The organism is Streptomyces sp. I05A-00742 (genome assembly GCF_013055795.1).
In the GTDB taxonomy this organism is placed as follows: domain Bacteria; phylum Actinomycetota; class Actinomycetes; order Streptomycetales; family Streptomycetaceae; genus Streptomyces.
In genome coordinates this window covers 42,059-64,761 of the sequence record NZ_JABETO010000033.1, presented here as the reverse complement: position 1 = coordinate 64,761, position 22,703 = coordinate 42,059, and the positions used below count along the sequence as shown (strand labels likewise).

Genomic DNA, 22,703 nt, shown 5'->3' with positions numbered 1-22,703 from the left:
GACCGCCGCCGCCCCCGGACGGCGCCGGCGGCCTCCGCGCGTTCGACGCCGCCCGCGCCCGCGGGCTGCCCCGGGCCTCGGCCGCCGGGCTGCGCCAGGACGCGCTCGTCCGGGCGGCGGCCGAGGGCGCCCGGATCGCCACCGAGGCCACCCGGATCGCGCTCGGGGCGCGGCCCGCCCCCGCCCCGCCGGGGGCACCGGACGACTCCCCCTTCGCCTACGCCGTGTGGCCGGCCCGCCTCCGCTGGTGGCGGCGGCTGCGCGCGCACCTCTCCCCGGAGTCGGTCCTGCTGCAGAACGCCCTGCGGATCGCCTGCGCCCTCGCCGTCGCCCGGCTGCTGGTCGGGGTGCTCAACCTGTCCCACGGGTTCTGGGTGCTGCTCGCGACGCTCAGCACCATGCGCACCTCGGCGGCGGACACCCGCAGTGCCCTGCGTCCCGCCTTCCTCGGCACGGCCGCCGGTGCGGGGATCGCCGCCGTCCTGCTCGTCGTCGTGGGCGACGTGCCCGTCTTCTACGAAGCGGCCCTGCCGCTGGTCGTCCTCGTCGGCTTCGGCGTCGGGCCGGTGCTGGGGCCCGCCTGGATGCAGGCGGCGATGACCCTGGTCTTCGTCCTCGTCTTCACCCAGCTGTCGGATCCCGACTGGCACCTCTCCGGCGTGCGGCTCCTCGACGTCGTCGTCGGCGGAGCCGTCGGCGCGCTGGCCGGCCTGCTCGCCTGGCCCAAGGGAGGACGCGGCCAGCTCCGGCGCGCGACGGCGGACCTGCTGACCGAGTCGGCGGCGCTGTGCCGCGCCGTGACCGCCCTGCTGTGCACGGGCGGCGACGGCACGGTGTCCCTGCGCCCGGCCCGCCGCGCGGTGCTGCTCACCGAGGCCACCTACGCCCAGTACCGGACGGAGGACCATCCCCACCGGACCCCGGATCCCGCCTGGGGACGCGCCAAGGCCGCGGCCTACCAGGCACTCTCCGGCGGCGAGATCATCCTCGGCCGCCACCGCTCCGGCAGCCGCGCCCCGCTCCCGCCCGAGGCGGCGGCCCGGCTGACCGCCCTCGCCGACCGGGCCGCCGCCGAGTACCTCCGCTCGGCCGCCGCCCTCCGCACCGAGGAAGGGCGACCCGCCACCGCCCTCGCACCCCGCCCCGCCGACACCGGCACGCCGCGCACGCCGATGCCGCCCGCCCATGCGCTTCTCGTCGCGGACACGGAGGCGTGGCTGACAGGGGCGGTGGAGGACGCCGCGCGGGTGCGGCGGGACCGGCCCGGTGAAGCGGGGTCGCCTGCCGGTCGCGACGGGGGCGGTGGGGCTGCGTCGGCCGTGCGGAGGGGTGGTGCCTGAGCGGCGACCGGATGGAGTGGGCTGTCGGTGGGGTGTCCCGGCCGCCGCTCGGGTGCGGCGGGGCCGGCCCGGCGACGCCGGGGGCGCCTGCCCGTCATGACGGAGGTGGCGGGGCCGCGTCGGCCGCGCGGAGGGGTGGTGCCTGAGCGGCGACCGGCCGGAATGGGCTGTCGGCGGGGCGGCCCGGCCGACTCGGAGGAGGGCCGGACCGGTCCGGTCGCCGTCCACGCCGACGGAGGACGACCGCCCCGGGCCGTGACCGGGCGACGGGCCGCCGCGAAGCGTTCAGTCTCCGGACCGCCCGGCGAGGAAGTCCAGCACCAACGGGCTCGCCACGGCGCGGAATTCCTCGAAGTAGGCGTGCCGGGCCCCGGGGATCAGATGCAGCCGGGCGCCCGGTATCCGTCCGGCGAGCAGGGGCGCGTTGGCGGTGGGGTTGAAGCGGTCCTCGGTGCCGTGGACGACGAGGGTGGGAGCGGCGATCCGCGGCAGGGCGTCCCAGGCGTCGTGCCGGGAACTGGCGACGCGGTGCCGTCGCCGCGCGTGGGCCGGCATGGCCGGGTCGCCGAGCACGGCGTGGGGTCCGGGGTGCGCGGCGAGCCAGCCGGGCGTGTACATCAGGTCGAGCAACGTCCGCTCGACCGCGGCCCGGTCGGGACGAGCCAGGGCCGCGCCGACCGCCGCGTCGCGCTCGACGCCGTGCGGGCCGCCGGGCGACGTGCAGCCGAGCACCAGCCGGCGGACGCGGTCCGGGTGCCGGACCGCCACCCACTGCGCGACGCGGCCGCCCATCGAGGTCCCGTAGATGTCCGCCCGCTCGATCCCCAGGTGGTCGAGGACGGCGACGACGTCGTCGGCGAACTCCTCGGTGCCGTACGGACGGTCGGGCTTGTCGCTGTCCCCGGTGCCCCGGTAGTCCAGGGTGACGGTGCGGCGGGCGGCGTGGAAGTCGTCGCGGACGGCGTCCCACCAGCGGTGGGTGTTCGCCTGCCCGGCGAGCAGGACCAAGGGGGTGCCCGCGCCCCGGACCTGGTGGGCGACGCGGGTCCCGTCGATCGCGGTGGCGTACGGCATGGGGTCAGTCCATCACGGGGGCCAGGAGCACCGACCGCGAGGAGGGCACGGTCCGCGGACCCTCCGCCCGCGCCTCCCGGGCCAGCGTCGCCGCGCAGGCCAGTGCCTCCTCCCGGGGCCGTGCCGCCGTGTACACCGTGAGCTCCCGGACCAGCCGGGGGACCGGCCGCGCGGCCGTCCTCCGGTCCGCGGGCGGCAGGGCGTCCTCGGCGACGAGGGTGAGGCCGACGCCGTCCCTGGCCAGCGCCACGGCCGCCTCCGCCTGCGGAACCTCCGCCGCGACGGCCGGCCGGAACCCGGCCGCGCGGAACGCCTCGGTGAACGCCTCGCCGGGGCCGAGGCCCTGATGGGCGATCCAGCGCCGGCCGGCCAGATCCTCCAAGTGGACGTCCCGGCCGCACAGTTCGTCGTCATCGGCGCAGACGACGACCAGCTCCTCGACGCCCAGCGTCAGCACCCGGCCGTCCCAGTCCAGGGGCCGCGGCCCGACGCCGACGTCCGCCGTCCCGGCCGCCACGGAGTCCTGGAGCCGTTCCCGGCTGCCGTACGGCAGGACGGAGACCGGCGAGCGGGGGTGGTCCAGCGCCCACCGGCGCAGTCCGGGCAGCAGGGCACCGGGCAGCGCCGGGCGCACCGTGCCGACGCGCAGCGGGCGCCGCCGGCCGAGGGCGGCGGCACGGGCCGCGGCGGTCGCCTCGTCGGCGCAGCACAGCGCCGTCCTCGCGTACGGCAGGAAGGCGGCACCGGCCTCCGTGGGGCGGACGCCCTCCGGCCGGCGCTCCAACAGGGGCGTTCCGACGGCCCGTTCCAGGGTGCGCAGCTGCTGCGAGACCGTGGGTTCCGTCACGTGCAGCCGCTCGGCGGCCCGGGTCAGCCGTCCTTCCCGCACCGCGGTGACGAGGTATTCCAGCTGGCGCAGCGACAGGTTGCCGGCGCTGGGGACCGGCTCGGCGGAGCGTTCCATAGCCCGTGCCTATCTCCTCATGGACGGAATCTTCTTGATCCCGGGTCCGGTGGCGGGTTTGAGTTCTCGGGTGCCGAGGGGCCCGACGACGGGCCGGCCGGGGCGGGCTCGGACACGACCGTTCCGGAAGGATGCCCATGAAGCACACGACCCGTTTTCTTCTCGTTCCCCTGCTGCTCGCCGGCGTGGCGGCCCCGCTGTCGGCCCTCCCCGCGGCCGCCGACTCCGGCGACCGGACCCCGCCCGCCCTGCGGGTGGGCGACGGCCCGGCCGACAAGGACGCCGTGTCCGTCGTCAGAGCGGCCGGCGACGGCAAGGTCGGCCCGGTGCCGGTGGGCGACGCACGGCTGACGGACTACGACGCGGCCGGCGGCCACGCCGTGCTGACCGGCGGCGCGTCCAACGGCGGCCAGGGCGCCCCGGACCAGCTGCGGGCCGGTGACGTCATCGCGAGCCCGGCGACCACGCAGACCCCCCAGGGGGCGCTGGTGAAGGTCACCGCCGTGCATCCGCAGACGGGCGGCCGGGTCGCGGTGGACACCCGGCCCGCCGACCTCACCGACGCGCTCGGCGACGGCACGGTGGACCTCCGGACCCCCCTGACCGCGGCCGACCTCAGGACCAAGCCCTCCTCGGCCGGCGGCAAGGTGACCGGCGGCCAGGCGAACGGCGGCGGCATCCGGCTGGACGTGGACGTCCCGATGCCCCCGGGCGTCAAGCCGACCGAGGGCCACTCCTCGGCCCTGTCCGGCTCGCTGGAGATCCGGCCGGAGCTGCTCTTCTCCTACGAGCGCGCCCACTGGTACTCCATCGCGCCCTCCAAGGCCGCGATCGGGCTGGAGGGGGACTACACGTACGGCTTCAAGGCGCACGCCGAGGGCACCGCCTCGTACGACACGGGCCACAAGCCGCTGCACATACCGGCGGCCGAGGTCGACGTGAACAAGACCGTGTGGGTCGGCCCGGTGCCGATCGTGCTCAACGCGAAGATCAACTACTTCTACGACATCTCCGCCGACGGGAAGATCACGGTCGACGCCGAGCAGAGGACCGAGGGGCGGCTGGAGGCCGGCGCCCGGTACGACGCCGACCACGGCTGGAGCGCCCTCTCCGGCCCCGAGCCGGTGACCACCGGAACCGCGGCCCGCGTCACGGGCGCCGCCACCGCGAAGGCCGGCGTCGGCACCCACGCCGAGCTGGGCCTCTACGGCTCGATCGGCGTCACGGCCGACGTCATGCCCTACCTGAAGGCCACGGCGAGCGGCTCCGGCGGAGCCGAGCCGCCGAAGGACGGCAAGTCGGCCGAGGTCAACGACGCGCACGACGCGTGGGCGCTCTACGGCGGCGGCGAGCTCACCGGATCGTTCTTCGCCAAGCTGTCGGTCCTCGGTGTGAAGGTGCTCGACCACAGCTGGGACTTCCCCCCGGTGACCTACGAGCAGCGGCTGGCCGGCGGCTCGGTCTGACCCCGGGCACGGCCCGCGCCCGGTCCGGCGGGGGGCGTTCATCGCTCCGCCCGTCCGGAGACCGCCGCCACCGGCTCGTACGGCCGGTTCCCGGCGCCGTCCTCCGGCACCGGCGGGGCGTCCATCCGGGGCGTTCCGCTCGGTACCGGCGCGATCCGGAGGTCCGCGTCGTCCGGGTGGACGACGAGGACGGGGCAGCGGGCGTGCCGGAGGCAGTGCCGGCTGACCGAGCCGTGCAGGAGGCGGTGCAGCGGGCCGTGCCGCCCCGCGCCCATCACCAGCACGTCGTCCGGGCGGTCGGCCAGGGCGACCAGCGCGGGGCCGGCCGACGCCCGGACGGTCCGGAGGCGGAGCACCGTACCCGGCGGGGCCGGTCCGAACGCGGCCTCGCAGGTCTCGCGCAGCACCGCGGCCGCCCCCCGCTCCCAATGGGCGCGCACGTCGGCCGGGGCCGGGTTGACCGCGTCGGCGGCCTCGCCACCGGGCGGCGACCAGGCGTACACCGGGCAGAGCACGGCACCGCGCCGGGCGGCCTCCCGGGCACCCTGCCTGAGCGCCGCCACGCTCCCCGCGGAACCGTCCACCCCGACGACGACCCGCTCGACCGTCTCCGACATCTCGCTCACTCCTCCGCACTTCCGTGCCGCGCCTCGTGCGCGCCACCCGACTCCGCCATCGTGCGGGCCGCCCGCCCCCGCCCGGGATCCCGCGTCCGGACGGCCGGGCGGGGGATCCCGCCGTCCACCGGTCGGCGCCGAGGGGACGGCCGGGCCCGAGCGGCCGGGCGGCGACCGCGCGCTTATGGTGGACGGGGAAGCCGCCGGGCGACCGGCGGCGACCGCGAGCACGGAAGTGGCGAGCTCATGGAGTCCGATTCCGGTACGCAGGTGACAGTGGTGGTGGCCGACGACCACCCCGTCTACCGCGAGGGCATCACCCGGGGCCTCCAGCTCAGCGGCCGGAGCTCGGTGGTCGCCGAGGTGGAGGACGGTGTGGCCGCCCTCGCCGCGGTCCGCGAGCTGGAGCCGCGGGTGGCCCTGATCGACTACCGGCTCCCCGGGATGGACGGCATCGCCGTGATCCACGCGATCGTCCGCGACGGGCTGCCGACGCGGACCGTGCTGCTCTCCGCGACGACGGACGGCGCCGTGGTCTACCGGGCGGTCCAGGAGGGCGCCGCCGGATACCTGGCGAAGGACGCCAAACGCTCCGAGATCGTCGACGCCGTACTGAAGGTGGCCCGGGGCAAGCAGGTCGTCTCCGAGGACCTGTCGGACGGCCTGGTGGACCAGATCCGGTTGCGGGCCGACCGCGAGGAGACGGTCCTCTCCGACCGGGAACGCCAGGTACTGCGCGGTTTCGCGGAGGGCAAGAGCATCCCGCAGCTCGCCGGTGAGCTCTACCTGGGCGCCAGCACCGTCAAGACGCACACCCAGCGGCTCTACGAGAAGCTCGGGGTGTCCGACCGCGCCGCGGCCGTCGCCGAGGCCATGCGCCGGGGTCTGCTGGAATGACCGCGGCGGGCCGTCCCGGAGCCGCCCCCTCGGCCGGAGGACCGGGGGCGAGCCGGTGGGCGATGCTCGCGGTGCTCTGCTCCAGCCTGCTGCTGGTGGCCATGGACGCCACCATCCTCAACGTCGCCCTGCCCTCCCTCATCGCCCACCTGCGCCCCGGGCCCCTGGAACAGCTGTGGATCATCGACATCTACGGCCTGGTGCTCGGCGGCCTGCTGGTCACCAGCGGCGCGGTCAGCGACCGGTTCGGCCGCAAGCTGCTCTTCCTGACGGGCTTCGTGCTCTTCGGCCTGGCCTCGGTGGTCGCCGCCACGGCGGACAGCTCCTGGCAGCTGATCGCCGGACGGGTCCTGCTCGGCCTCGGCGGTGCCATGGTGATGCCGTCGACGCTCTCGCTGATCCGGACGATCTTCACCGACGACCGGGAGCGGGCGCTCGCCATCGGCATCTGGGCCGCCGTGGCCGGCGTGGGCGCCTGCCTGGGCCCGCTCATCGGCGGGTTCCTCGTGGAGCACTTCAACTGGTCGGCGGCGTTCTGGGTGAACGTCCCGGTCGTCGTCGCGACCGTCGTGGCGGGCCTGCGCCTGCTCCCCGAGTACCGGGCGCCCCAGCACGGACCGCTCGACTGGCCCGCCGCCCTGCTGTCGGTCGCCGGCGTCGTGGCGCTCGCCTGGGGCATCAAACACGTCGCCAAGGGCAGCGCCGACCCCGCCGACGTGGGCGTACTGCTCCTGGGCTGTCTGCTGCTGGCCCTCTTCGCCCGGCGCCAGCTCGCGGCCCACGACCCGCTGCTGGACGTCCGGCTCTTCAGGAACGGCCCCTTCCTGGCCGCTGCGCTGGCCACCCTGCTCGCCATGCTCGCCATCGGGGCCGCGCTGTTCCTGATCTCACTGTGGCTCCAGTACGTCCACGGCTACTCGCCGGCGCAGGCCGGGCTGCGCACCCTGCCGTCGGCCGCCGCCATGCTGGCCGGCTCGCTGTCGTCGCCCTGGATCATGCACCGCACCGGCGTCCGGACGGTGCTGGCCGTCGGCCTGGGCGCCCTGGTCGCCGGCTTCCTCCTGCTGGCACTGACCCCGGTGCCCAACGGCTATCCGGTCGTCGCCGGGGTGCTGGCGCTGCTGGGCCTCGGCGACGGCCTGGCGATGACCGCCGCCGCCTCGGTGCTGGTCTCCTCCGTGCCGCCGCGCCGGGCCGGCCAGGCGGGCGCCGTCTCGGAGACCGCCTACGAACTCGGCGTCGGCCTGGGCGTGGCACTGCTGGGCAGCGTCCACGGCGCCCTGTTCACCCGCCATATGACCGGACTGCCGCTCGGCGGCGCGGAGTTGGCGGAGGCCCGCGGCTCCGTCGGCGGTGCCGCCGAGGCCGCCCGCCGGGCCGGCGGCGAGACCGGCCGACGGGTCCTGGAGACGGCACGCGCCGCCTTCGACGACGCCCTGACGACCACCGCTTACGTCTCCGCCGCCATCGTGGCCGTGGTGACCGTCATCACCGTGTGGCTCGTGCCGCGCGGCTTCAAGGTGACGGGCGGCCACTGACCGGGACGACCCCGTGGGAGGGAACCATGGACATCGAACTGGGCTACGACTCATGGGGTTCGCGGCTGCGGACCATCGGCACCGCCGAGATCACATACCGCAAGTGGACGGGCCGCCCGGTGACCTTGGGCCCCTGGGAGCTCGTCTACGAGAAGATGAATACCCGCCTCCGCCGCATCGGCACCACGGAGATCACCTACACCAAGTGGACCAGCCGGCCCACGCACGTCGGCGCCTGGGACCTGGACTTCGACAAGCTCGGGAGCAGGCTCCGGCGGATCGGACCGTACACCCTCGACTACGACACGCTCGGCAGCCGGGTACGCACGGTGGGCCCCCTGCACATCGACTACGACAAGCTCGGCAGCCGCCCGCACGTGGTGCACCTGCCGGGGGAGGGCGCCGGGCCGGGAACGCTCCCCGACGACCTGCTGATCGCCCTGTTCCTCGTCCTGTACTGGCGGACGGAGGAACAGGAGAACGCGCGACGCCGCTGAGTCCCCGGTCCGGTTCCCGTCCCACCGTCAGAACGCCTGTCGCGGCTCGGCCGGCAACAGCGTCTTCCGCGCGACGGGCGACGACAGCACCACCACCGACTCGGTCGGCGCCCTGCGCGAGCTGCTCGACGCGGGGACCGTCCGCACGGCCGGCCTCTCCAACGTCGACGCCGCACAGATCCGGCAGGCCCACGGGATCCTGGGCGACCGGCTGGTGTCCGTACAGAACCGCTACTCGCCCGCCGTCCGGGACAGCGCTCCGGAGCTGCGGCTCTGCGCGGAGCTGGGCATCGCGTTCCTGCCGTGGAGCCCGCTGGGCGGGGTCTCCCGGAGCTCGCTGGACGGCGCCTCCGGGCAGGCCGTGGACGACGCGTTCGCCGCCTTCCAGACGATCGCCCGCGAGCGCGGGGTGAGCCCCCAACAGGTCTGTCTGGCCTGGCTGCTCGCGGCCTCCCCGACGGTGGTCCCGATTCCCGGCGGCAGCCGTCCCGCGAGCGTCCGGGACTCGGCCGCGGCGGCGGACCTCGTCCTGACCGCGGACGAACTGGTGCGGCTCGGCCCGTTACACGCCGTAGCCCGGGGGCCGGACGCGCGCGCCGGTCAGCGCGTGCGCAGGTCCTCCCAGGTGACGACCGGGCTCCCGGCCCGCATGCTGAAGTCCATCGCGGGGTCGCGCACGGGCCACTTGAGCCGCAGCCAGCTCGGGACGGTGGCCAGGATCCCGTCGTCCCCGGCCAGGTGCCAGAAGGTGTTGGAGTCCCGCCGGGCGAAGTACGGGCAGAACAGCGAGATCACCAGGGTGACCCGGCGCCCCCGGGTCACCGGCGTCACGGCGTGGAAGATCCGGCTGCCGTGCAGGAAGAGCGTCGCCCCGCGCGCCCGGCAGTCGGCCTCCCGGATGCGCGGGTCGCCCTCCGTCACATCGTCGAACTCGCCGGTGCGGCCCTGGAAGTAGGTGAAGCTCCCGCCCTCGTACGCGTCCCCGTCGCTGAGCTGGACGGTGAACACGTAGTCCATGCCGTCGCGGTGCCACCGTACGATCTCGGGCCGGCCGCCGCGGCCCTCGAAGTAGTTGATCTGCGCGGTGGGGAGGCGCAGCGGATGCGGGATCAGCGGTACGCCGGCGATCCGGGAGCAGGTGAGGAGGAAGGACCGGTCGCGGATCATGTTGTTGATGAAGGGCGACACGAGGTCGGCGCCGCGCAGCCGGCGGGTGGCGATGAAGCCGCTGGACCCGGCGGCCGGCTCCAGCCGGTCGCAGACCTCGGCCAGCCGGTCCAGGCCCTCGGCCGTCAGGACGCGGAACGGTCCGACGAGCGCGGTGTCGTCCACCGTGCCGTGCGCGCGGCCGAGTTCGCGGCTCGCGTAGCCGAACTCCTGGAGGGTGACCCGGGGCCCGGTGGCGTCCGTGACCACGAACTCGCCGCTCCAGGGCGGCTCCACGGGCAGGCCCGGCGCGCGGCGCGGCCGCCGCGCGCGGACGGCGTGGAAGAACTGGTCCACGCCCGTCGCCGTCCGGGGGAGGTTGAGGACTCCGTCCCCGCCGCGTCTCGTCCGGACCATCGCCATGACTCGTCCCTCCGCCGGGAAGCGCCCTCGGCGCGCGGCGGCCCGCCGTCCGGGACGCCCGTCCCGGCGGGCCCGGCGCCGGCCGCGGCCAGTATCCACCGCCCGGCCGCCCGCCCGGCAAGGCGCGATCCCGCCACCCGCTCAGCCGTCGGCCGCGACCTGTTCCGCGACCCGTCGGGCCTGCCGGGTCACCGTGCGGAGGTGGTTGGAGAACGGGATGCGGACATGGGTGCCGACTCCGGCCACCCAGACGTGCTCCGGCGCTGCCCCGGGGTGCCGCCGGACCCGCAGGTCCGCCTCCAGGCGGTCGACGGCGGTGCCGATCCCGTCGGCGGCCGGGGCGAGGGCGAGGACGGTGCCGCCGGCTTCCCAGGTCAGCTCCGGCGGGTGGAACCCGGTCGCGTTGACGACGTGGTCGTAGGACGCGGGCGGGGACCCCGGTGACGTCACCCGCCACGCGCCGTCCTCGAAGGCGACGGACGCGGGGTAGCCTCCGGGGGCCATGCGCAGGGTGCCCGCCCGGAAGTGGCCGAGCAGCCGGCGCGCGTTGACGACGGTCAGCGCGGTCAGGTAGCGGCCGACGAACCAGTCGAAGTGCTCCATCACGGCCCGGTGGCGGGCCGCCGGCAGGCCGTCGCCGAAGGCGGTCAGCGCCTCGATGACGGCCACCGCCACCCCGGGCCACTGACAGGCGCCCGCGTCGGCCAGGGCCGTCTCCTCCGCCAGCCGCCGGACGGGCTCCGCGGCCCGCGAGGTCTGCCGGCGCAACGGGCGGTCCCCCAGCAGCCGGACGGCCTCGACCACGCAGCGCGTCATCCGTCGCTCCAGCAGCGGGTCGGCGGGGTCCAGCCGGCTCATGCGCTCCAGCGGCGGGAAGGCGCGCACCGGGGCGTGCAGCGAGAGCCGCACCGCGGGCAGCATGCCGGACGGCGAGGCCAGGGTGGTGCGGTGGCCGTCCCGGCACAGCAACAGGGCGGCGTCCACGGCTGATTGACGCGATCCGAGGACGAGGACCCGGCGGCCCGTGCCGAGTTCGGCGCGCAGGCGGGCCGACGGATAGGGGCTGTCCAGGTAGCGGGGGTGACCGGTGAAGGCGGCGAACCCCCGGGGGACGCGCGGCCGGTGCACGCCGGTGGCGACGATCACGTCGTCCGCGGCGAGCTCGCTCCCGTCGTCCAGCCGCACCCGCGGCCGCCCGTCCGCGAACCCGACGGACAGCGCACGGGCTTGGATGTGACGAGCCGTCAGACCACCGCCCACCGCCTGCTCGCGGGCGCGCGTCCACCGGTCGTGGCAGTACTCGGCCATGCGGGCGCGGGGTACGCAGGTGTCCGGCCGTCCCGTCCAGCCCCGGGCGCGCAGATGCTCGACGAAGTCGTCCGGTCGGTCCGGCAGCAGGGAGTTGACGTCGGCTGCGCTGTTGCACATGAGCAGGGGGTCGGCGTCGCCGAAGGCCAGCCCCCAGCCCGGCGGCGCGGGGTCCACGACCAGCACCGACCGGACGGGCCGCGCCCCCGCCGGTCCTGCCGTGCGCAGGGCGGCCGCCACCAGGTGCACGAACACACCGGTCCCGGCGGCCCCGGCCCCGACGACCACCACCGTCCGCCCGCCGGTGTCGTCCCGTCGCGTCACGTCCACACCTTTCCTCCCGGATGCCTCCGGTCCGACCTTCCCCGGATTACGCCCAGAGCATGCGGGGGTTCCGGAGAAGGCCGTGCCCGGGGCAGGGTCGTGACCATGAGACTGCTGATCCTCGGAGGAACGGAATTCGTGGGCCGCGCCCTGACGGACGACGCCCTGGCCCGCGGCTGGGAGGTGACGGTCTTCCACCGGGGCCGCCATCCGGCACCGCCCGGTGTGACGGCCCTGCTCGGCGACCGCACGGCGGACGGCGGCCTGGCCGCCCTGGCCGGGGGCGAGTGGGACCTCGTCGCCGACACCTGGTCCGGCGCGCCCACGGCGGTGCGGGACGCCGCGCGGCTGCTGGCGGGCCGGGCCGGGCACTACGCCTACATATCCAGCCGCTCCGTCCACCGGCACCCCTGCCCGGCCGGTCTCGCGGAGGACGGCCCGCTCGTGGACGGTTCCCCCGACGCGGGCGACGTCGCCTACCCCGAGGCCAAGCGCGGCGGCGAACTGGCGGCCCTGGACGCCTTCGGCGACCGGGCGCTGCTGGCCAGGGCCGGGCTGGTGCTCGGTCCCGGGGAGAACATCGGGCGGCTGCCCTGGTGGCTGCTGCGCGTCGCGCGCGGCGGCCGGGTGCTGGCCCCGGGCCCGCGCGACTCGCAGGTGCAGTTCATCGACAACCGCGACCTCGCGTCCTGGACCCTGGACGCCGCCGCGCGCGGACTCGGCGGCCCCTTCAACCTCGTGAGCCCGCCCGGCCACACCACCATGGGCGAGCTGCTGGAGTCCTGCGTCCGCGTCACCGGCTCCGACGCCGAGCTCCGCTGGACGGACCCCGAGCCGATCCTCGCCGCGGGCATCGAGCCGTGGACCGACCTGCCGGTCTGGCTGCCGCCGGGCGAGCTGCACACGACGATCTTCGGAGCCGGCGTCGGCAAGGCCCTGGCCGCCGGGCTGCGCTGCCGGCCTGCCGCGGAGACCGTCGCCGACACCTGGGCCTGGCTGCGCTCCCTCGACCTGAAGCCGCCGCTCCGCCCGGACCGCGATCCGGTCGGCCTGGACCCGGAGAAGGAGGCGAAGGTCCTGGCGGGCTGAGCGGGCGGGCGTACGGGCGTACGGACGTACGGGTATACGGACGGACGGCAAGGCCCGGCGCGGGTGCGATGGCATCCGCGCCGGGCCTTGCTCATGCGCCCCGGAGGCCTCTAAGCTCGGATCCGAGTAATAGAGCCCGAGCAATCATCCCCGATGTGAAACGCGGAGTGAGATGCCCGCCCGACAATCCGCCCGGCACCCCGCCAGACGACCCGCCAACCCGCTGGCCCTCGCCGTCCTGGGCCTCCTGCTGGAACAGCCCCTGCACCCGCACGCCATGGCGACCGCCCTGCGCGAACGCCAACTGGACCTGGCGTTCAAACTGACCACCGGATCCCTTTACGACACCGTGCGAGCCCTCGTCCGCGACGGATGGATCGAGGCCGACGGCACCGAGCAGGTGGGCGGCCGCCCTGCGCGCACCGTCTACCGCCACACAGCGCGGGGCCAGGCGAACTTCACCGACTGGCTGGACGAACTGATCCGCGAACCGGCCCAGGAATTCCCCAAGTTCCTGTCCGCCGTCAGCTACCTCGGCGCCCTCGGCCCGCGCCGCGCCGCGGAGGCGCTGCGCGAACGGGCGGCGGCGCTGGAGGCCCGCATCGAGGCCGGCGACCGCGCGTACCGCGCCGCCACCGAGGAGCACCACGCGCCCCGGCTGTTCGTCATCGAGGCGGAGTACGCCCGCGCGATGGCCGAGGCCGAGCTGCGATGGGTGCTGCGCACCGCCGAGGAGATCGAGCGGGGCACGCTGGCATGGCCGGGGGAGGCCACCGATGACTGACACGGACTCCGACGTCCTGGTCGTCGGCGCAGGCCCCGCCGGACTGACCCTCGCCTGCGAACTGGGCCTGGACGGGGTACGCGCCACCGTGCTCGAACGCGACGCCGACCCGTCCGCCTTCTGCCGCGGCTTCAACCTCAACGCCCGCAGCCTGGAACTGCTGGACCGCCGGGGCCTCGCCGACCGCTTCCTCGCCGAGGGGCCGACCCTCCCGTCCACCGCCTTCGTCGGTACGGCCGTCCTCGACCTGGCCGCCATGCGCACCGACCACCCCTACATCCTGGGCATCGCCCAGACCCGGGTGGAGGAACTGCTCACCGAGCGGGCCGCCGAACTGGGCGTCCGCGTCCTCCGCGGACACCGGCTCGTCGGACTGCGCCAGGACGACGACGGGGTGACCGCCGACGTCGTCGCGCCGGACGGTCCGCTCCGCCTGCGCGGCGGCTGGCTGGCCGGCTGCGACGGCGGGCGGAGCACCGTCCGCGGGCTGGCCGGCATCGCGTTCCCCGGCACGCCCGCGCGCCGTTTCGCGCTGCTCGGCGACGTGGTCCTGGCCGACCCCGCGGCGCTGCCGTTCGGCACGACGGCCGGACCGGACGGCGGCTCGGTGTTCACCCTGCCCCGGCCCGACCACGTACGCCTGATCACCGCCGAGCCGGACCCGCCCGAGGACCGGGACGAGCCGGTGACCCGGGCCCGGTTCCAGGAAGTACTGGACCGGGCGCTCGGACGGCACGTGGAGATCGCGGAGATCCGTCGGCTCACCCGGTTCGGCGACGCCGCCCGGCTGACCGAACGGCTTTATGAGGGACGGGTGTTGCTGCTCGGTGACGCCGCCCACATCCACCCGCCCGCCGGAGCGATCGGCGTGAACGCGGCGATCGACGACGCGATGAACCTCGGCTGGAAGCTCGGCCTCGTCGCACGCGGCCTGGCTCCCGCGAGCCTGCTGGAGACCTACCACACCGAGCGGCACACGGCCGGCGACCGCCTGCTGCGCACCACCCGTGCCCAGGCGCTGATCGCCGACGGCGGCGAGCGACTGGCCCCCCTGCGCGACCTCCTCGCCGACCTGGCCACGGCCGAGGAGACCGCCGCCCACCTGGCCGAGACCATCACCGGCGTCGCCACCCGCTACCCGGCCCACGACGCCCACGGCCACCCCTGGGAGGGGCGGCTGGTCCCCGACGTCCCGCTGGAGCGGGACGCACTCCTGCCGCTGCTGGCCCGGTCCGGCGGCGGCGTGCTGCTGCTCGACGACACCGCGGCCCCCGGTCCGGTGCGCGCCGCCGCCGCGCCCTGGGCCGACCGCGTGACGCCCGCCGCCGTCCGGCCCGGCCGGCTGCCCGACGCCTACGCGGTCCTCGTGCGCCCGGACGGTCACGCCGGCTGGGTCGGCCTCCGACCGGCTTCGCCCGGCGGGGCGGCGGACGAGGTTCGTGCCGCGCTGGGGAGGTGGTTCGGGCCGGCTGTTCGTGGTGGGGGCTTGGCCCCGGTCCCTCCCTTTCACCGTTTCTGCGGGGGGTGCCCCGCGCCCCTTTGAAACCGCGCTTCGCGCGGTTGTCCTCAAACGCCGGACGGGCTGAAAATCAGCCCGTTGGGGGTGGGTGCCCTCTCTGGGGGAGGGGCCGGGAAAAGGACCCCACCGGCCCCGACCTAGTCCTCCGCCAGCCGCTCCAGCAGACCGATCGCCTCCACCACGACCGCCCGCTCCCGCTCGTCGAAGCGCTCGCGCAGAGCCTGCGCGATCCAGCCCTCCCGCGCCCTGCGCACCTCGGCGAGCCGGTGCCGGCCCTCCGGGCTGAGGGAGATGAGCACCTGCCGGCGGTCGCTGGGGTGCGGGGACCGTTCGACGAGGCCCGCCTCCTCCAGGCCGGCCAGGGTCGCGCCCATCGACTGCGGCCGGACGCGCTCCCATCGCGCCAGTTCCACGGTGGTGGCGGGGCCCCGGCGGTCGAGTCCGCTGAGGACGGCGGCCTGGGAGAGGGTCACGTCCGTGCCCTCACCGGCGGCGCGCAGCCGGCGGGTCAACTGGCCCGCGAGGACGCGGAGTCTGGACGCCGCCTCGTGCAGCTCGGTGAGCTCGGCGGAGGCGGCCGGGGCGGGGGACTGGTGCTCGTGGGCCATCACGGGGCCAGGGTACCCGCCGCCCGTGCGCCGTTCCGCCGGGCCGTCGCTGGTCAGCGGCGTGATCCGGGCAGCGCGCGGTCCAGCAGGGCGGCGGGCAGCAGGAGGGCGCCGAGCACCGTGAGCACGATGGCGGCCGTGTGCAGCCCGCCGGTGGTGGCGCGTTCGCCGTAGACGAGGCCGATCACGCTGGTGGAGGCGATGGCGCCGATGTACTGGGCGGTGCGGAAGAGCCCGGCGGCGGTGCCCGTCTGCCCGGCGGGGGCCTGGGCGTAGAGGGCGGTCTGGTTGCCCACGGAGTTGAGGCCGTTGGGCAGCCCGAACACGACGCCGATCAGCACCAGCACGGCCGTCGGGGTCCCCTCCCCGACGAACGCCAGGGACGCCGCGGCGACCACCATCGCCGTCGTGCCGACGAGCAGCGGCCCCCGCGCGGTCGCCCGGCGCGAACCGGCCCACGAGCACAGCGCCGCCACGGCGCACATCGGCAGCATGATGACCCCGGTGACGGAGGCGGAGTACCCGCGTGCCTCCTCCAGCCACTGCGTATAGCCGTACAGGACGCAGTAGATGACGAGGTACGAGGCGCCGTACCGGACGTAGGTGCGCACCAGGGGTCCGTTGGCCGCCAGCATGCGCACGTCGATGAACGGCCGGCGGGCCCTCAGCTCCCGGGCCGTCAGCGCACAGGCGGCGACGGCGCCGAGGGCGAGCAGCGGCCAGCGGGGGTGCGCGAGGCCGACGAGGAAGAACATCAGGGGGAGCAGGGCGGCGGTGAACAGCAGGACGCCGGGCGGGTCGAGGGCCGTCCACGTGCTCTCCGCCCCGTCCGCGCCCGTCCGCCGGCCGTCCTTCGGCAGCCAGGCCAGCGCGAGGAGGAGGCCGGCCACCGCGAGCGGGATGTTCACCGCGAAGACCGCGCGCCAGCCGGCCAGTCCGGTGAGCAGCCCGCCCAGGGCCGGGCCCAGCGCGGCGCTGGCGAGGGCGGCGATCGTCAGCGCCCCCAGGACACTGCCCGGCGGCTCGCGGCGCAGCCGGGCGGACCGGCCGCGGATCATGGCCATGGCCGCGGGGTAGGCCGCCGAGGTGCCGACGCCGGTCAGGACGCGTACGCCGATCAGCTGGCCCAGCGAGTCCGCCAGCAGCCCGGCGACCCCCGACAGCCCGACGAGGACCAGCCCCGCCACGTAGACCCGCCGGGCGCCCAGCCGGTCGGCGACCCGGCCCATCACCGGCTGTGCGACGGCGCTGGCCAGATACAGGCCCGCGACCAGCCACACCGTCGCGGAGGGCCCGGCGCCGAAGCTCCGGCCGATGGGGACGAGCGCCGTGGAGATCATGGTGGAGTTGACCGGGTTGAGCATCGAGCCGACCATCACCGCCGCGACGAACCGGCCGCCGAACCCGGTGCCGTCGGGTTCTCCGCCGACGACACCTCCGTCCGACGGCCGGCCGGCTTTTCTGACGACGTGTCGCATGGCCCTCCTTTCTTCTGCACTCAAGAAAGGAAGGTTAGCTGTTATTCAGGAAACCTTGCAAGGTTCCCTTTGTGTGAACTGGCTACTCCCGGCGGACGGCCAGCAGCGCCGCGTCGTCCGACAGCTCCCCGCCCACGTACGTCAGCAGATCCGCCACCAGCCGGTCCACCACCGTCCCGGGCGCCCCCTCGGGGAGCGCGGCCAGCCGCCGCTCCAGCGGATAGAAGCGGCCCGCCGCGTCCCGCGCCTCCGTCACGCCGTCCGTGTAGAGCAGCAGGAGGTCGCCCCGGGCGAAGGCGAAGGTGGCCGAGCGGTAGGAGCCCTCCGCCAGCTCGCGCAGCGCCAGCGGCGGATCCGTCGCGTCGTCGGCCCCGCCCGCCGTGCCCACCGGGATCACCCGCCCGTCCCGGCGGACCAGGGGCGGCAGATGGCCGCAGTTCACCAGCTCCACGGCACCGCCGTCCGGCGGAACGGTCAGCAGCGCGGCCGTCACGAACTCCTCGCCCACCCCGCGTCGGCGCACCGTCGCGTCGAGCCGCCGGGCCACCGCGCCCAGGTCGGTCTCCACCTGGGCGGCCTCCCGGAACGTCCCGAGCACGTCGGCCGCGGTCTCGACAGCACCCAGCCCCTTGCCCCGGACGTCCCCGATGAGCAACCGGACCCCGAACGGTGTCGTCAGCACCTCGTACAGATCCCCGCCCACCTGCGCGTCCGCCGCGGCCGCCAGGTACCGCACGGCCACCCGCAGCCCGCCCACCCGCTCCGGCACCGGCCGCAGCAGCGCCTGCTGCGCCGCCGTGGCGACCGAGCGCGAACGCAGCAGTTCCCGCTCGCGAGTGGACACGAGCACCACGTTGGCGGTGCTGATGCAGGTCAGGGCGAGCACGGTGAACGCCGCCGTCAGATGCACGGTGACGGGAACCTCGGGATCCGCGAGCGTCAGCGGGGCCACCAGGAACAGCGCCACCACGCCCGTCAGCAGAGGGACCCGGGCGCGCCGGGTGCCGATGCTCGCCAGCACCGGGGCCGTGCCCAGCAGGGGCGAGAACGTCAGCCGGGGGTCCGAGGCGAGGTCGATGCCCACCGCGGCGGCCAGCAGGGCGTAGGCGGCCACGACGAGCAGGCGCGCCGGATGCGGAAGGGCAGGCGCCTGGTACGGGCCGGCGGTGGCGGGGGCTCGCTTCATGGCTGCTCTCCACCCTAGGGGCGCCCCGTCCGGCCGCAACCGGAGCGGCTTGCGCCGTGGGTAGGGACGCGCACGCATGCCCCTGAGCGGCACAGCCATGGCCCGCCCGCCGCCCGCCGCGCCGACCGGCGCCATGACCGACAGCACGCGCTCCCACGCCTGCGCCGGCCGCCTCCTGACGGCGGCCATCATCGCCACCGGCCTCCTGGCGGGACTCTTCTTGCCTTCGACGTCTCGGTGCTGCCGGGCCTGGAACGGGGCGACGACGAGACGTTCGTGACCGCGATGCGCCATATCAACGAGGCCATCCGGAACGGGCCGTTCGACCTCGTCCTCTGCGGCGCTTCCCGCCACCGCCGCCGCGGCGCTCCTCGAACACCGCGGGGGCCGCCGCACCGCCGCCCGCTGGACCCTCGTCGCCCTGGTGCTGCACGCCGCCGCCCCGGCCCTCACCTTCGGCGTCGGCATCCCCCTCAACGACGCCCTCGCCCGGGCGGACGTCCACGACGCCGCCGGGGCCCGCGCCGACTTCGCGGACGGCCGGCAGGCCGTGAACATCACCCGCACCCTGGTCTGCATGGCGGCCCTCGGCTGCCTGGCCCGGGCCCTGGCCACGCGTTCCCGTACCGCGCGCCCCTGACAGGCCCTACGCCCCGCCGTACCGCACCAGCGCGCAGCACAGACACCCGAGCGCCCCCGTGCACAGCACCGTCCGGACGACATTCCAGCGCACCCACGCCCCCTCGAACCGCTCCCTCGCGGCACCCGGCGCGGCCACCGCACCCGGCGGACCGGCCGCCGCGAGCGCGTCGTTCAGCGGGATGCCGCGCAGCCGCGTCACCGCCACGGCCCCCGCGTACAGCACGAACGCGCCCGCCGCGGGCGGCAGTACGGACCGCCCGTCGTCCACCACATGCAGCCCCGCCGCCAGCGCCGTGGTGACGAGGGCACCGCCGAAGGCGGCGGCGAACCAGCCGTTGAGGATCGCGACGTTGACGCGCTGCATCACCTCGACGAACGTCCGGTCGTCGGCACCGCGCAGCGCCGGCATGACCGAACAGCAGTAGCCGAAGAACAACCCCGCGACCAGCCCCACCGCCACCGTGGCGGCGACCAGCGCCGCCCCCCGAACGAACTCCAGCACGATGTCCTCCCGTTACGGATCGCACGCCCGTCCCGCACACCCCTGGACGGTGACCGCGCTGGCCGCAGAGGTCGGAGCCTCCCGGGCCGCCCTGGCCCGCCGCTTCACCGCGCTCGTCGGCGAACCGCCCACGGCCTACCTCACCCACTGGCGGCTGGCCCTGGCCGCGGACCTGCTGCGCGACCCCGCGCTGACGATCCCTGCGGTGGCGCGACAGGTGGGGTACGGGAGCCCGTTCGCGCTGAGCGTGGCGTTCAAACGCGTACGGGGCGTCAGCCCGCAGGGATACCGCGACCGGCCGGCCGACGCACCGGACGAGAGTGCCGAACTTCCCCCGGCAAGTGCACTGATGTGACGGAGAAGGCCGGGCGTGACGGCTGAGGCGCTCGCCAATTCCCGCTCCCTGTAGGCACTGTGGCGCTCACACCCTCGCATACCCCACAATGCGGAAACAGTCCGGCAATTGTCGCTGGAGCATCCCCAAGGGGGAGGAACGTCGATGAATCCCATGAGAGGGGCCGCGGGAGCCGCCCTCGCCGTCGGCCTCGCGTTCGCCACGACCGGCTGGACCGCGCCGCCGGCCTCCGCCGTCCACACCGCACAGTCCCCGAGAACCCCCGCCGACGTCGGCTGCAAGGGACCCACCTGCTCGGGCCAGGACCCCCACTCCACGCAGTGCTCCACCACCGGCACGGTGCTGACACTCGAACACCAGGAACTGCAGGGCCGCACGATCAACCTGCGCTGGAGCCAGGACTGCCAGGCGGGCTGGGCGGAGCTCACCGGGGGTGTCCCCGGGGACGACGCCCTCGTACAGAACAACACCGGGGAGACCCAGCACCGGGCGGTCACCTCCGGCACGACGACGTATTCGCCGATGGTGAACGACGCGCCTCCCCTCACCGTCCGCGCCTGTGTGACGCTCCAGTCCGGCAGCCAGAAGTGCACCTTCTACCACTGACCTGACCGCCGGCGGCGGCCCCGGTCAGCGCGCCGGAGCCGCCGCCAGCCCGGCGGAGACCGCCCGGGCCGTGTCCCGCAGCAGGTCCTCGTAGCGCCGGGCGCGCCCGCCGGTGGGGGAGAGGAGGTGCCGCGGGCCGGTCAGGAACAGTGCGGCGGCGTGCCGTACGCCGTCGGGGCCGGGGACGGACGTGGCCAGGGAGGCGCTGCCGGGACCGGCCCCCTCCTCGTACACGCAGCGGTCGTCGCAGGGACCGTCCAGGACCCGGGCCGGTGCGCTCGACGGGGGCAGGAGCTCCCCGGTCGCCAGCCGCTGCGGACGGTTGTCCGGCCGGAACACGTGGTGGATGAGCTGGGCGCCCTCCGGGTGCGCGACGGCGAGCAGCACGCTCATGCCGGTGCGCGCGGCGAGGGCGTCGGCCCAGGGCATGGCCGCCGCGCGGACGTCGTTGCAGTCTTCCCGGCGCCGTTCCGCGTCCGCCGGGCCGGCGAACGAGCGGACGGGCTCGCCGGGGCGGCAGGTGCCGGATCCGGTGTCGTACTCGACCAGTCCCTCGGCGCGCAGCCCGCTGAGCAGATCGCCGACGGCGCGGTCGGGGATGCCCAGGGAGACGGCCAGCTGGTGGAAGGTCACGCCGCGGTCCGGCTCCCGGGCCAGGAGCTTCAGCACGGTTGCGGTACTGCCGACGGGGGCTCGGTGGTGGTGCATCGGGGTTCTCCGTTCCGTCCGGGAGGTTCCGAGGTCCGGTGCCCGGTGGTGCGCGCCGCTCCGGGCGCGTCGTCGGCCGGTCCCGCGAGGGCCCGGCGCGTTCGCCGCGCTGCCGCCCGCGGTCCCGCGTCGTACGGCCGGGGATCCGGCCGCCGCACCACCGGGACTGTCGAGGCTAGGAGCCGCGCGCGCCGGGGGAGGCCCCCCGACCGGGGGACCGGCCGGGGGAACCCGGTGTCCCCCGGCGGACCGGCGTCACCACCGCTGCTTCTCCGGCGCGAACGGGACACCCGACCGCAGCCCCCGGAAGCCGAGCACCAGCGACTCCCCGAGGAAGCTCACGCCCACGTTGAGCTGGGTCGGCCGCGCCTCCTCGTGCAGACCCGCCTTCGTGGCGACGAAGCCGTAGGCCGCCATGACCACCAGGGATCCCGCCAGGACGAGGAAGGTCCGGCCGGTGTAGCGCTGCCAGAGGACGCCGTCCTTCTCGAAGAGCCGCACGGTGCGGGCGCGCACCGCGCCGAGGGCGGCACCCAGCACGGCGCCCGGCACCACCCAGGCGAGGTCGGCGGAGGTCACCTCCTCCGCCTTGGCCAGGGTCACGACGCCGATCGTCACGAGGACCACCGGCGGGACGGCCAGATCCCGGGCGTTGAGGGGCTCGCCCCTCAGCCGCTTGACGACCACGACGATCAGGACGACGGCGATGATACCGGCGAGCAGCCAGCCGTTCACGGAGCCCCCTTATTTGGCACGTGTTTGCCAAAACAAAGTAGCTCGACCGTGCTACCAAAGCAATCGGGACCCCGCGTGGCGCACCGGTCGTCACGGCGTGTATGCATGGACCAGCTGTCATGTAACGGTCCACTGCGGGCGCCCGGACGGACGGAAGGAAGAGCTGCGATGACGGTCGGCGGCATCCCGAACAGCAGCGCCACCGAGGCCACTTGGTCCGTACCTCTGCTCGTCCTCGCCCCCGCTCTGCTCATCCGGATCATGTCGGACCGCTCGGCGCCCTGGCTCGCCGCGGCCTGGACGGCCTGGGGGCTCGCCGCCACCCTCACGGCGGCGGGCTGGGTCGGCGTCGTCCGGGGCGGAATACGGCGGGCCCAGGCCTGGGCGACATGCCTGTTGCTGCACGTGGTCCTCGTCGTGCAGGCGGTGTCCCTCGCGGCCTGACGGAGACGGGTGGTGCGCCCGTCGTCCCCCGGGCCGGCCGGACTAGAGTCGGGGGCATGGTTGCAGCAGACGAAGGGCCCGTACGCGTCGACAGCTGGATCTGGTCGGTACGGCTCACGAAGACCCGTTCGCTGGCCGCCACCGCCTGCCGCGCGGGGCACGTCCGGGTCAACGGCGAGCGCGTCAAACCGGCGCAGCTCGTGAAGGCCGGTGACGAGGTGCGGCTCTTCCACGCCGGACGGGAGCGGATCGTCGTCGTCTCCCGGCTCGTGCGCAAGCGGGTGGGCGCCCCGGTGGCCGTCGAGTGCTACGTCGACAACAGCCCGCCGGCCCCGACGCGCGAGATGGCCGCCGCGGCCGGTGTCCGCGACCGCGGCGCCGGCCGGCCCACGAAGCGCGACCGGCGGGAGATGGAGCAGTTGCGCGGCCGTCCCTGACGGGCACGCGAACCCT

At 75.4% G+C, this 22,703-nt stretch carries 23 protein-coding genes and 2 pseudogenes; 14 read left to right on the top strand and 11 right to left on the bottom strand.

Annotated features, from left to right (window positions below):
• Nucleotides 1–1,340 (top strand): FUSC family protein (locus tag HN013_RS33745; protein ID WP_171170066.1); only part of this gene is annotated, 1,340 nt, incomplete at its 5' end.
• A gap of 285 nt (nucleotides 1,341–1,625) precedes the next feature.
• Here HN013_RS33745 and HN013_RS25265 read toward each other — a convergent pair.
• Together HN013_RS25265 and HN013_RS25260 are read right to left on the bottom strand one after the other, a co-directional pair.
• A complete protein-coding gene (locus HN013_RS25265; protein WP_171170064.1) occupies nucleotides 1,626–2,414 on the bottom strand; it encodes an alpha/beta fold hydrolase in 789 nt (262 codons plus the stop codon).
• Between the two features lie 4 nt (nucleotides 2,415–2,418).
• Entirely contained in the window at nucleotides 2,419–3,378 is a 960-nt protein-coding gene (locus HN013_RS25260; protein ID WP_171170062.1) for a LysR family transcriptional regulator, read from the bottom strand.
• Between the two features lie 137 nt (nucleotides 3,379–3,515).
• Here HN013_RS25260 and HN013_RS25255 point away from each other — a divergent pair, with 137 nt between their 5' ends.
• Nucleotides 3,516–4,844 (top strand): hypothetical protein, encoded by a 1,329-nt coding sequence (locus HN013_RS25255; RefSeq protein WP_171170061.1) that lies wholly within the window; start codon nucleotides 3,516–3,518, stop codon nucleotides 4,842–4,844.
• A gap of 38 nt (nucleotides 4,845–4,882) precedes the next feature.
• Here HN013_RS25255 and HN013_RS25250 read toward each other — a convergent pair whose 3' ends face one another.
• The gene (locus tag HN013_RS25250; RefSeq protein WP_171170059.1) at nucleotides 4,883–5,461 is read right to left on the bottom strand and encodes a universal stress protein; all 579 of its coding nucleotides are present in this window, start codon (nucleotides 5,459–5,461) and stop codon (nucleotides 4,883–4,885) included.
• Between the two features lie 246 nt (nucleotides 5,462–5,707).
• Here HN013_RS25250 and HN013_RS25245 point away from each other — a divergent pair, with 246 nt between their 5' ends.
• The 4 genes and pseudogenes from HN013_RS25245 to HN013_RS25230 all read left to right on the top strand — a co-directional run.
• Nucleotides 5,708–6,358: a response regulator transcription factor gene (locus HN013_RS25245; RefSeq protein WP_171170057.1), complete on the top strand. Its 651-nt coding sequence runs from the start codon at nucleotides 5,708–5,710 to the stop codon at nucleotides 6,356–6,358.
• Nucleotides 6,355–7,896 (top strand): MFS transporter, encoded by a 1,542-nt coding sequence (locus tag HN013_RS25240; RefSeq protein WP_249375376.1) that lies wholly within the window; start codon nucleotides 6,355–6,357, stop codon nucleotides 7,894–7,896. The genes HN013_RS25245 and HN013_RS25240 overlap by 4 nt, the downstream gene beginning before the upstream one ends.
• Before the next feature lie 26 nt (nucleotides 7,897–7,922).
• Entirely contained in the window at nucleotides 7,923–8,393 is a 471-nt protein-coding gene (locus HN013_RS25235) for a hypothetical protein (protein WP_171170055.1), read from the top strand.
• Nucleotides 8,394–8,490: 97 nt separating this feature from the next.
• Nucleotides 8,491–8,949 (top strand): annotated as a pseudogene (locus HN013_RS25230) (aldo/keto reductase); the annotation flags it as partial.
• Nucleotides 8,950–8,993: 44 nt separating this feature from the next.
• Here HN013_RS25230 and HN013_RS25225 read toward each other — a convergent pair.
• Nucleotides 8,994–9,962, bottom strand: coding sequence for a 2OG-Fe(II) oxygenase (locus HN013_RS25225; protein ID WP_171170053.1), 969 nt, complete (start codon nucleotides 9,960–9,962; stop codon nucleotides 8,994–8,996).
• Between the two features lie 141 nt (nucleotides 9,963–10,103).
• Complete coding sequence (locus HN013_RS25220) at nucleotides 10,104–11,594, bottom strand: FAD/NAD(P)-binding protein (protein WP_171170051.1); 1,491 nt, start codon at nucleotides 11,592–11,594, stop codon at nucleotides 10,104–10,106.
• 105 nt (nucleotides 11,595–11,699) lie between these two features.
• Here HN013_RS25220 and HN013_RS25215 point away from each other — a divergent pair, with 105 nt between their 5' ends.
• The 3 genes from HN013_RS25215 (at nucleotide 11,700) to HN013_RS25205 (ending at nucleotide 15,010) form a co-directional block, all read left to right on the top strand.
• Nucleotides 11,700–12,683, top strand: coding sequence for a reductase (locus HN013_RS25215; protein ID WP_171170049.1), 984 nt, complete (start codon nucleotides 11,700–11,702; stop codon nucleotides 12,681–12,683).
• A 172-nt stretch (nucleotides 12,684–12,855) separates the two neighbouring features.
• On the top strand, nucleotides 12,856–13,467 hold the full coding sequence (locus HN013_RS25210; protein WP_171170048.1) for a PadR family transcriptional regulator: 612 nt from the start codon (nucleotides 12,856–12,858) through the stop codon (nucleotides 13,465–13,467).
• A complete protein-coding gene (locus HN013_RS25205; protein ID WP_171170046.1) occupies nucleotides 13,460–15,010 on the top strand; it encodes an FAD-dependent monooxygenase in 1,551 nt (516 codons plus the stop codon). The genes HN013_RS25210 and HN013_RS25205 overlap by 8 nt, the downstream gene beginning before the upstream one ends.
• Before the next feature lie 113 nt (nucleotides 15,011–15,123).
• Here HN013_RS25205 and HN013_RS25200 read toward each other — a convergent pair whose 3' ends face one another.
• The 3 genes from HN013_RS25200 to HN013_RS25190 all read right to left on the bottom strand — a co-directional run bounded on the left by HN013_RS25200 (nucleotide 15,124) and on the right by HN013_RS25190 (nucleotide 18,258).
• Nucleotides 15,124–15,594, bottom strand: coding sequence for a MarR family winged helix-turn-helix transcriptional regulator (locus HN013_RS25200; RefSeq protein ID WP_171170076.1), 471 nt, complete (start codon nucleotides 15,592–15,594; stop codon nucleotides 15,124–15,126).
• Nucleotides 15,595–15,647: 53 nt separating this feature from the next.
• Nucleotides 15,648–17,072 carry an MFS transporter gene (locus HN013_RS25195; protein ID WP_171170044.1) on the bottom strand — a complete coding sequence of 475 codons (1,425 nt, stop codon included), beginning with the start codon at nucleotides 17,070–17,072 and terminating at the stop codon, nucleotides 15,648–15,650.
• Nucleotides 17,073–17,154: 82 nt separating this feature from the next.
• Nucleotides 17,155–18,258 (bottom strand): PP2C family protein-serine/threonine phosphatase, encoded by a 1,104-nt coding sequence (locus HN013_RS25190; protein ID WP_171170041.1) that lies wholly within the window; start codon nucleotides 18,256–18,258, stop codon nucleotides 17,155–17,157.
• Between the two features lie 292 nt (nucleotides 18,259–18,550).
• On the opposite strand from HN013_RS25190, the gene HN013_RS33260 reads away from it, so the two are divergent.
• Complete coding sequence (locus tag HN013_RS33260; RefSeq protein ID WP_312018709.1) at nucleotides 18,551–18,898, top strand: anthrone oxygenase family protein; 348 nt, start codon at nucleotides 18,551–18,553, stop codon at nucleotides 18,896–18,898.
• Nucleotides 18,899–18,904: 6 nt separating this feature from the next.
• Here the strand turns inward: HN013_RS33260 and HN013_RS25180 are convergent, their stop codons facing one another.
• Nucleotides 18,905–19,402: an anthrone oxygenase family protein gene (locus tag HN013_RS25180; RefSeq protein WP_312018708.1), complete on the bottom strand. Its 498-nt coding sequence runs from the start codon at nucleotides 19,400–19,402 to the stop codon at nucleotides 18,905–18,907.
• Nucleotides 19,403–19,433: 31 nt separating this feature from the next.
• Between HN013_RS25180 and HN013_RS25175 the strand changes: the two are divergent.
• A pseudogene (locus HN013_RS25175) lies at nucleotides 19,434–19,757 on the top strand (helix-turn-helix transcriptional regulator); the annotation flags it as partial.
• 144 nt (nucleotides 19,758–19,901) lie between these two features.
• Nucleotides 19,902–20,363: a DUF2690 domain-containing protein gene (locus HN013_RS25170; RefSeq protein WP_171170037.1), complete on the top strand. Its 462-nt coding sequence runs from the start codon at nucleotides 19,902–19,904 to the stop codon at nucleotides 20,361–20,363.
• 24 nt (nucleotides 20,364–20,387) lie between these two features.
• Here HN013_RS25170 and HN013_RS25165 read toward each other — a convergent pair whose 3' ends face one another.
• The gene (locus HN013_RS25165; protein WP_249375372.1) at nucleotides 20,388–21,071 is read right to left on the bottom strand and encodes an IclR family transcriptional regulator; all 684 of its coding nucleotides are present in this window, start codon (nucleotides 21,069–21,071) and stop codon (nucleotides 20,388–20,390) included.
• A 255-nt stretch (nucleotides 21,072–21,326) separates the two neighbouring features.
• Complete coding sequence (locus HN013_RS25160) at nucleotides 21,327–21,806, bottom strand: CcdC protein domain-containing protein (RefSeq protein WP_171170035.1); 480 nt, start codon at nucleotides 21,804–21,806, stop codon at nucleotides 21,327–21,329.
• A 168-nt stretch (nucleotides 21,807–21,974) separates the two neighbouring features.
• On the opposite strand from HN013_RS25160, the gene HN013_RS25155 reads away from it, so the two are divergent.
• Both HN013_RS25155 and HN013_RS25150 read left to right on the top strand, forming a co-directional pair.
• Nucleotides 21,975–22,250 carry a hypothetical protein gene (locus HN013_RS25155; RefSeq protein WP_171170033.1) on the top strand — a complete coding sequence of 92 codons (276 nt, stop codon included), beginning with the start codon at nucleotides 21,975–21,977 and terminating at the stop codon, nucleotides 22,248–22,250.
• 56 nt (nucleotides 22,251–22,306) lie between these two features.
• A complete protein-coding gene (locus tag HN013_RS25150; RefSeq protein ID WP_171170031.1) occupies nucleotides 22,307–22,687 on the top strand; it encodes an RNA-binding S4 domain-containing protein in 381 nt (126 codons plus the stop codon).
• The last annotated feature ends 16 nt before the right edge of the window (nucleotides 22,688–22,703 follow it).

What these genes read in the sequence shown, in the direction of transcription:
- HN013_RS25265 (WP_171170064.1), bottom strand. Translation starts at nt 2,414, where the DNA reads ATGCCGTACGCCACCGCGATCGACGGGACCCGCGTCGCCCACCAGGTC.
- HN013_RS25260 (WP_171170062.1), bottom strand. Translation starts at nt 3,378, where the DNA reads ATGGAACGCTCCGCCGAGCCGGTCCCCAGCGCCGGCAACCTGTCGCTG.
- HN013_RS25255 (WP_171170061.1), top strand. Translation starts at nt 3,516, where the DNA reads ATGAAGCACACGACCCGTTTTCTTCTCGTTCCCCTGCTGCTCGCCGGC.
- HN013_RS25250 (WP_171170059.1), bottom strand. Translation starts at nt 5,461, where the DNA reads ATGTCGGAGACGGTCGAGCGGGTCGTCGTCGGGGTGGACGGTTCCGCG.
- HN013_RS25245 (WP_171170057.1), top strand. Translation starts at nt 5,708, where the DNA reads ATGGAGTCCGATTCCGGTACGCAGGTGACAGTGGTGGTGGCCGACGAC.
- HN013_RS25240 (WP_249375376.1), top strand. Translation starts at nt 6,355, where the DNA reads ATGACCGCGGCGGGCCGTCCCGGAGCCGCCCCCTCGGCCGGAGGACCG.
- HN013_RS25235 (WP_171170055.1), top strand. Translation starts at nt 7,923, where the DNA reads ATGGACATCGAACTGGGCTACGACTCATGGGGTTCGCGGCTGCGGACC.
- HN013_RS25225 (WP_171170053.1), bottom strand. Translation starts at nt 9,962, where the DNA reads ATGGCGATGGTCCGGACGAGACGCGGCGGGGACGGAGTCCTCAACCTC.
- HN013_RS25215 (WP_171170049.1), top strand. Translation starts at nt 11,700, where the DNA reads ATGAGACTGCTGATCCTCGGAGGAACGGAATTCGTGGGCCGCGCCCTG.
- HN013_RS25210 (WP_171170048.1), top strand. Translation starts at nt 12,856, where the DNA reads ATGCCCGCCCGACAATCCGCCCGGCACCCCGCCAGACGACCCGCCAAC.
- HN013_RS25205 (WP_171170046.1), top strand. Translation starts at nt 13,460, where the DNA reads ATGACTGACACGGACTCCGACGTCCTGGTCGTCGGCGCAGGCCCCGCC.
- HN013_RS25200 (WP_171170076.1), bottom strand. Translation starts at nt 15,594, where the DNA reads ATGGCCCACGAGCACCAGTCCCCCGCCCCGGCCGCCTCCGCCGAGCTC.
- HN013_RS25195 (WP_171170044.1), bottom strand. Translation starts at nt 17,072, where the DNA reads ATGCGACACGTCGTCAGAAAAGCCGGCCGGCCGTCGGACGGAGGTGTC.
- HN013_RS25190 (WP_171170041.1), bottom strand. Translation starts at nt 18,258, where the DNA reads ATGAAGCGAGCCCCCGCCACCGCCGGCCCGTACCAGGCGCCTGCCCTT.
- HN013_RS25170 (WP_171170037.1), top strand. Translation starts at nt 19,902, where the DNA reads ATGAATCCCATGAGAGGGGCCGCGGGAGCCGCCCTCGCCGTCGGCCTC.
- HN013_RS25165 (WP_249375372.1), bottom strand. Translation starts at nt 21,071, where the DNA reads ATGCACCACCACCGAGCCCCCGTCGGCAGTACCGCAACCGTGCTGAAG.
- HN013_RS25155 (WP_171170033.1), top strand. Translation starts at nt 21,975, where the DNA reads ATGACGGTCGGCGGCATCCCGAACAGCAGCGCCACCGAGGCCACTTGG.
- HN013_RS25150 (WP_171170031.1), top strand. Translation starts at nt 22,307, where the DNA reads ATGGTTGCAGCAGACGAAGGGCCCGTACGCGTCGACAGCTGGATCTGG.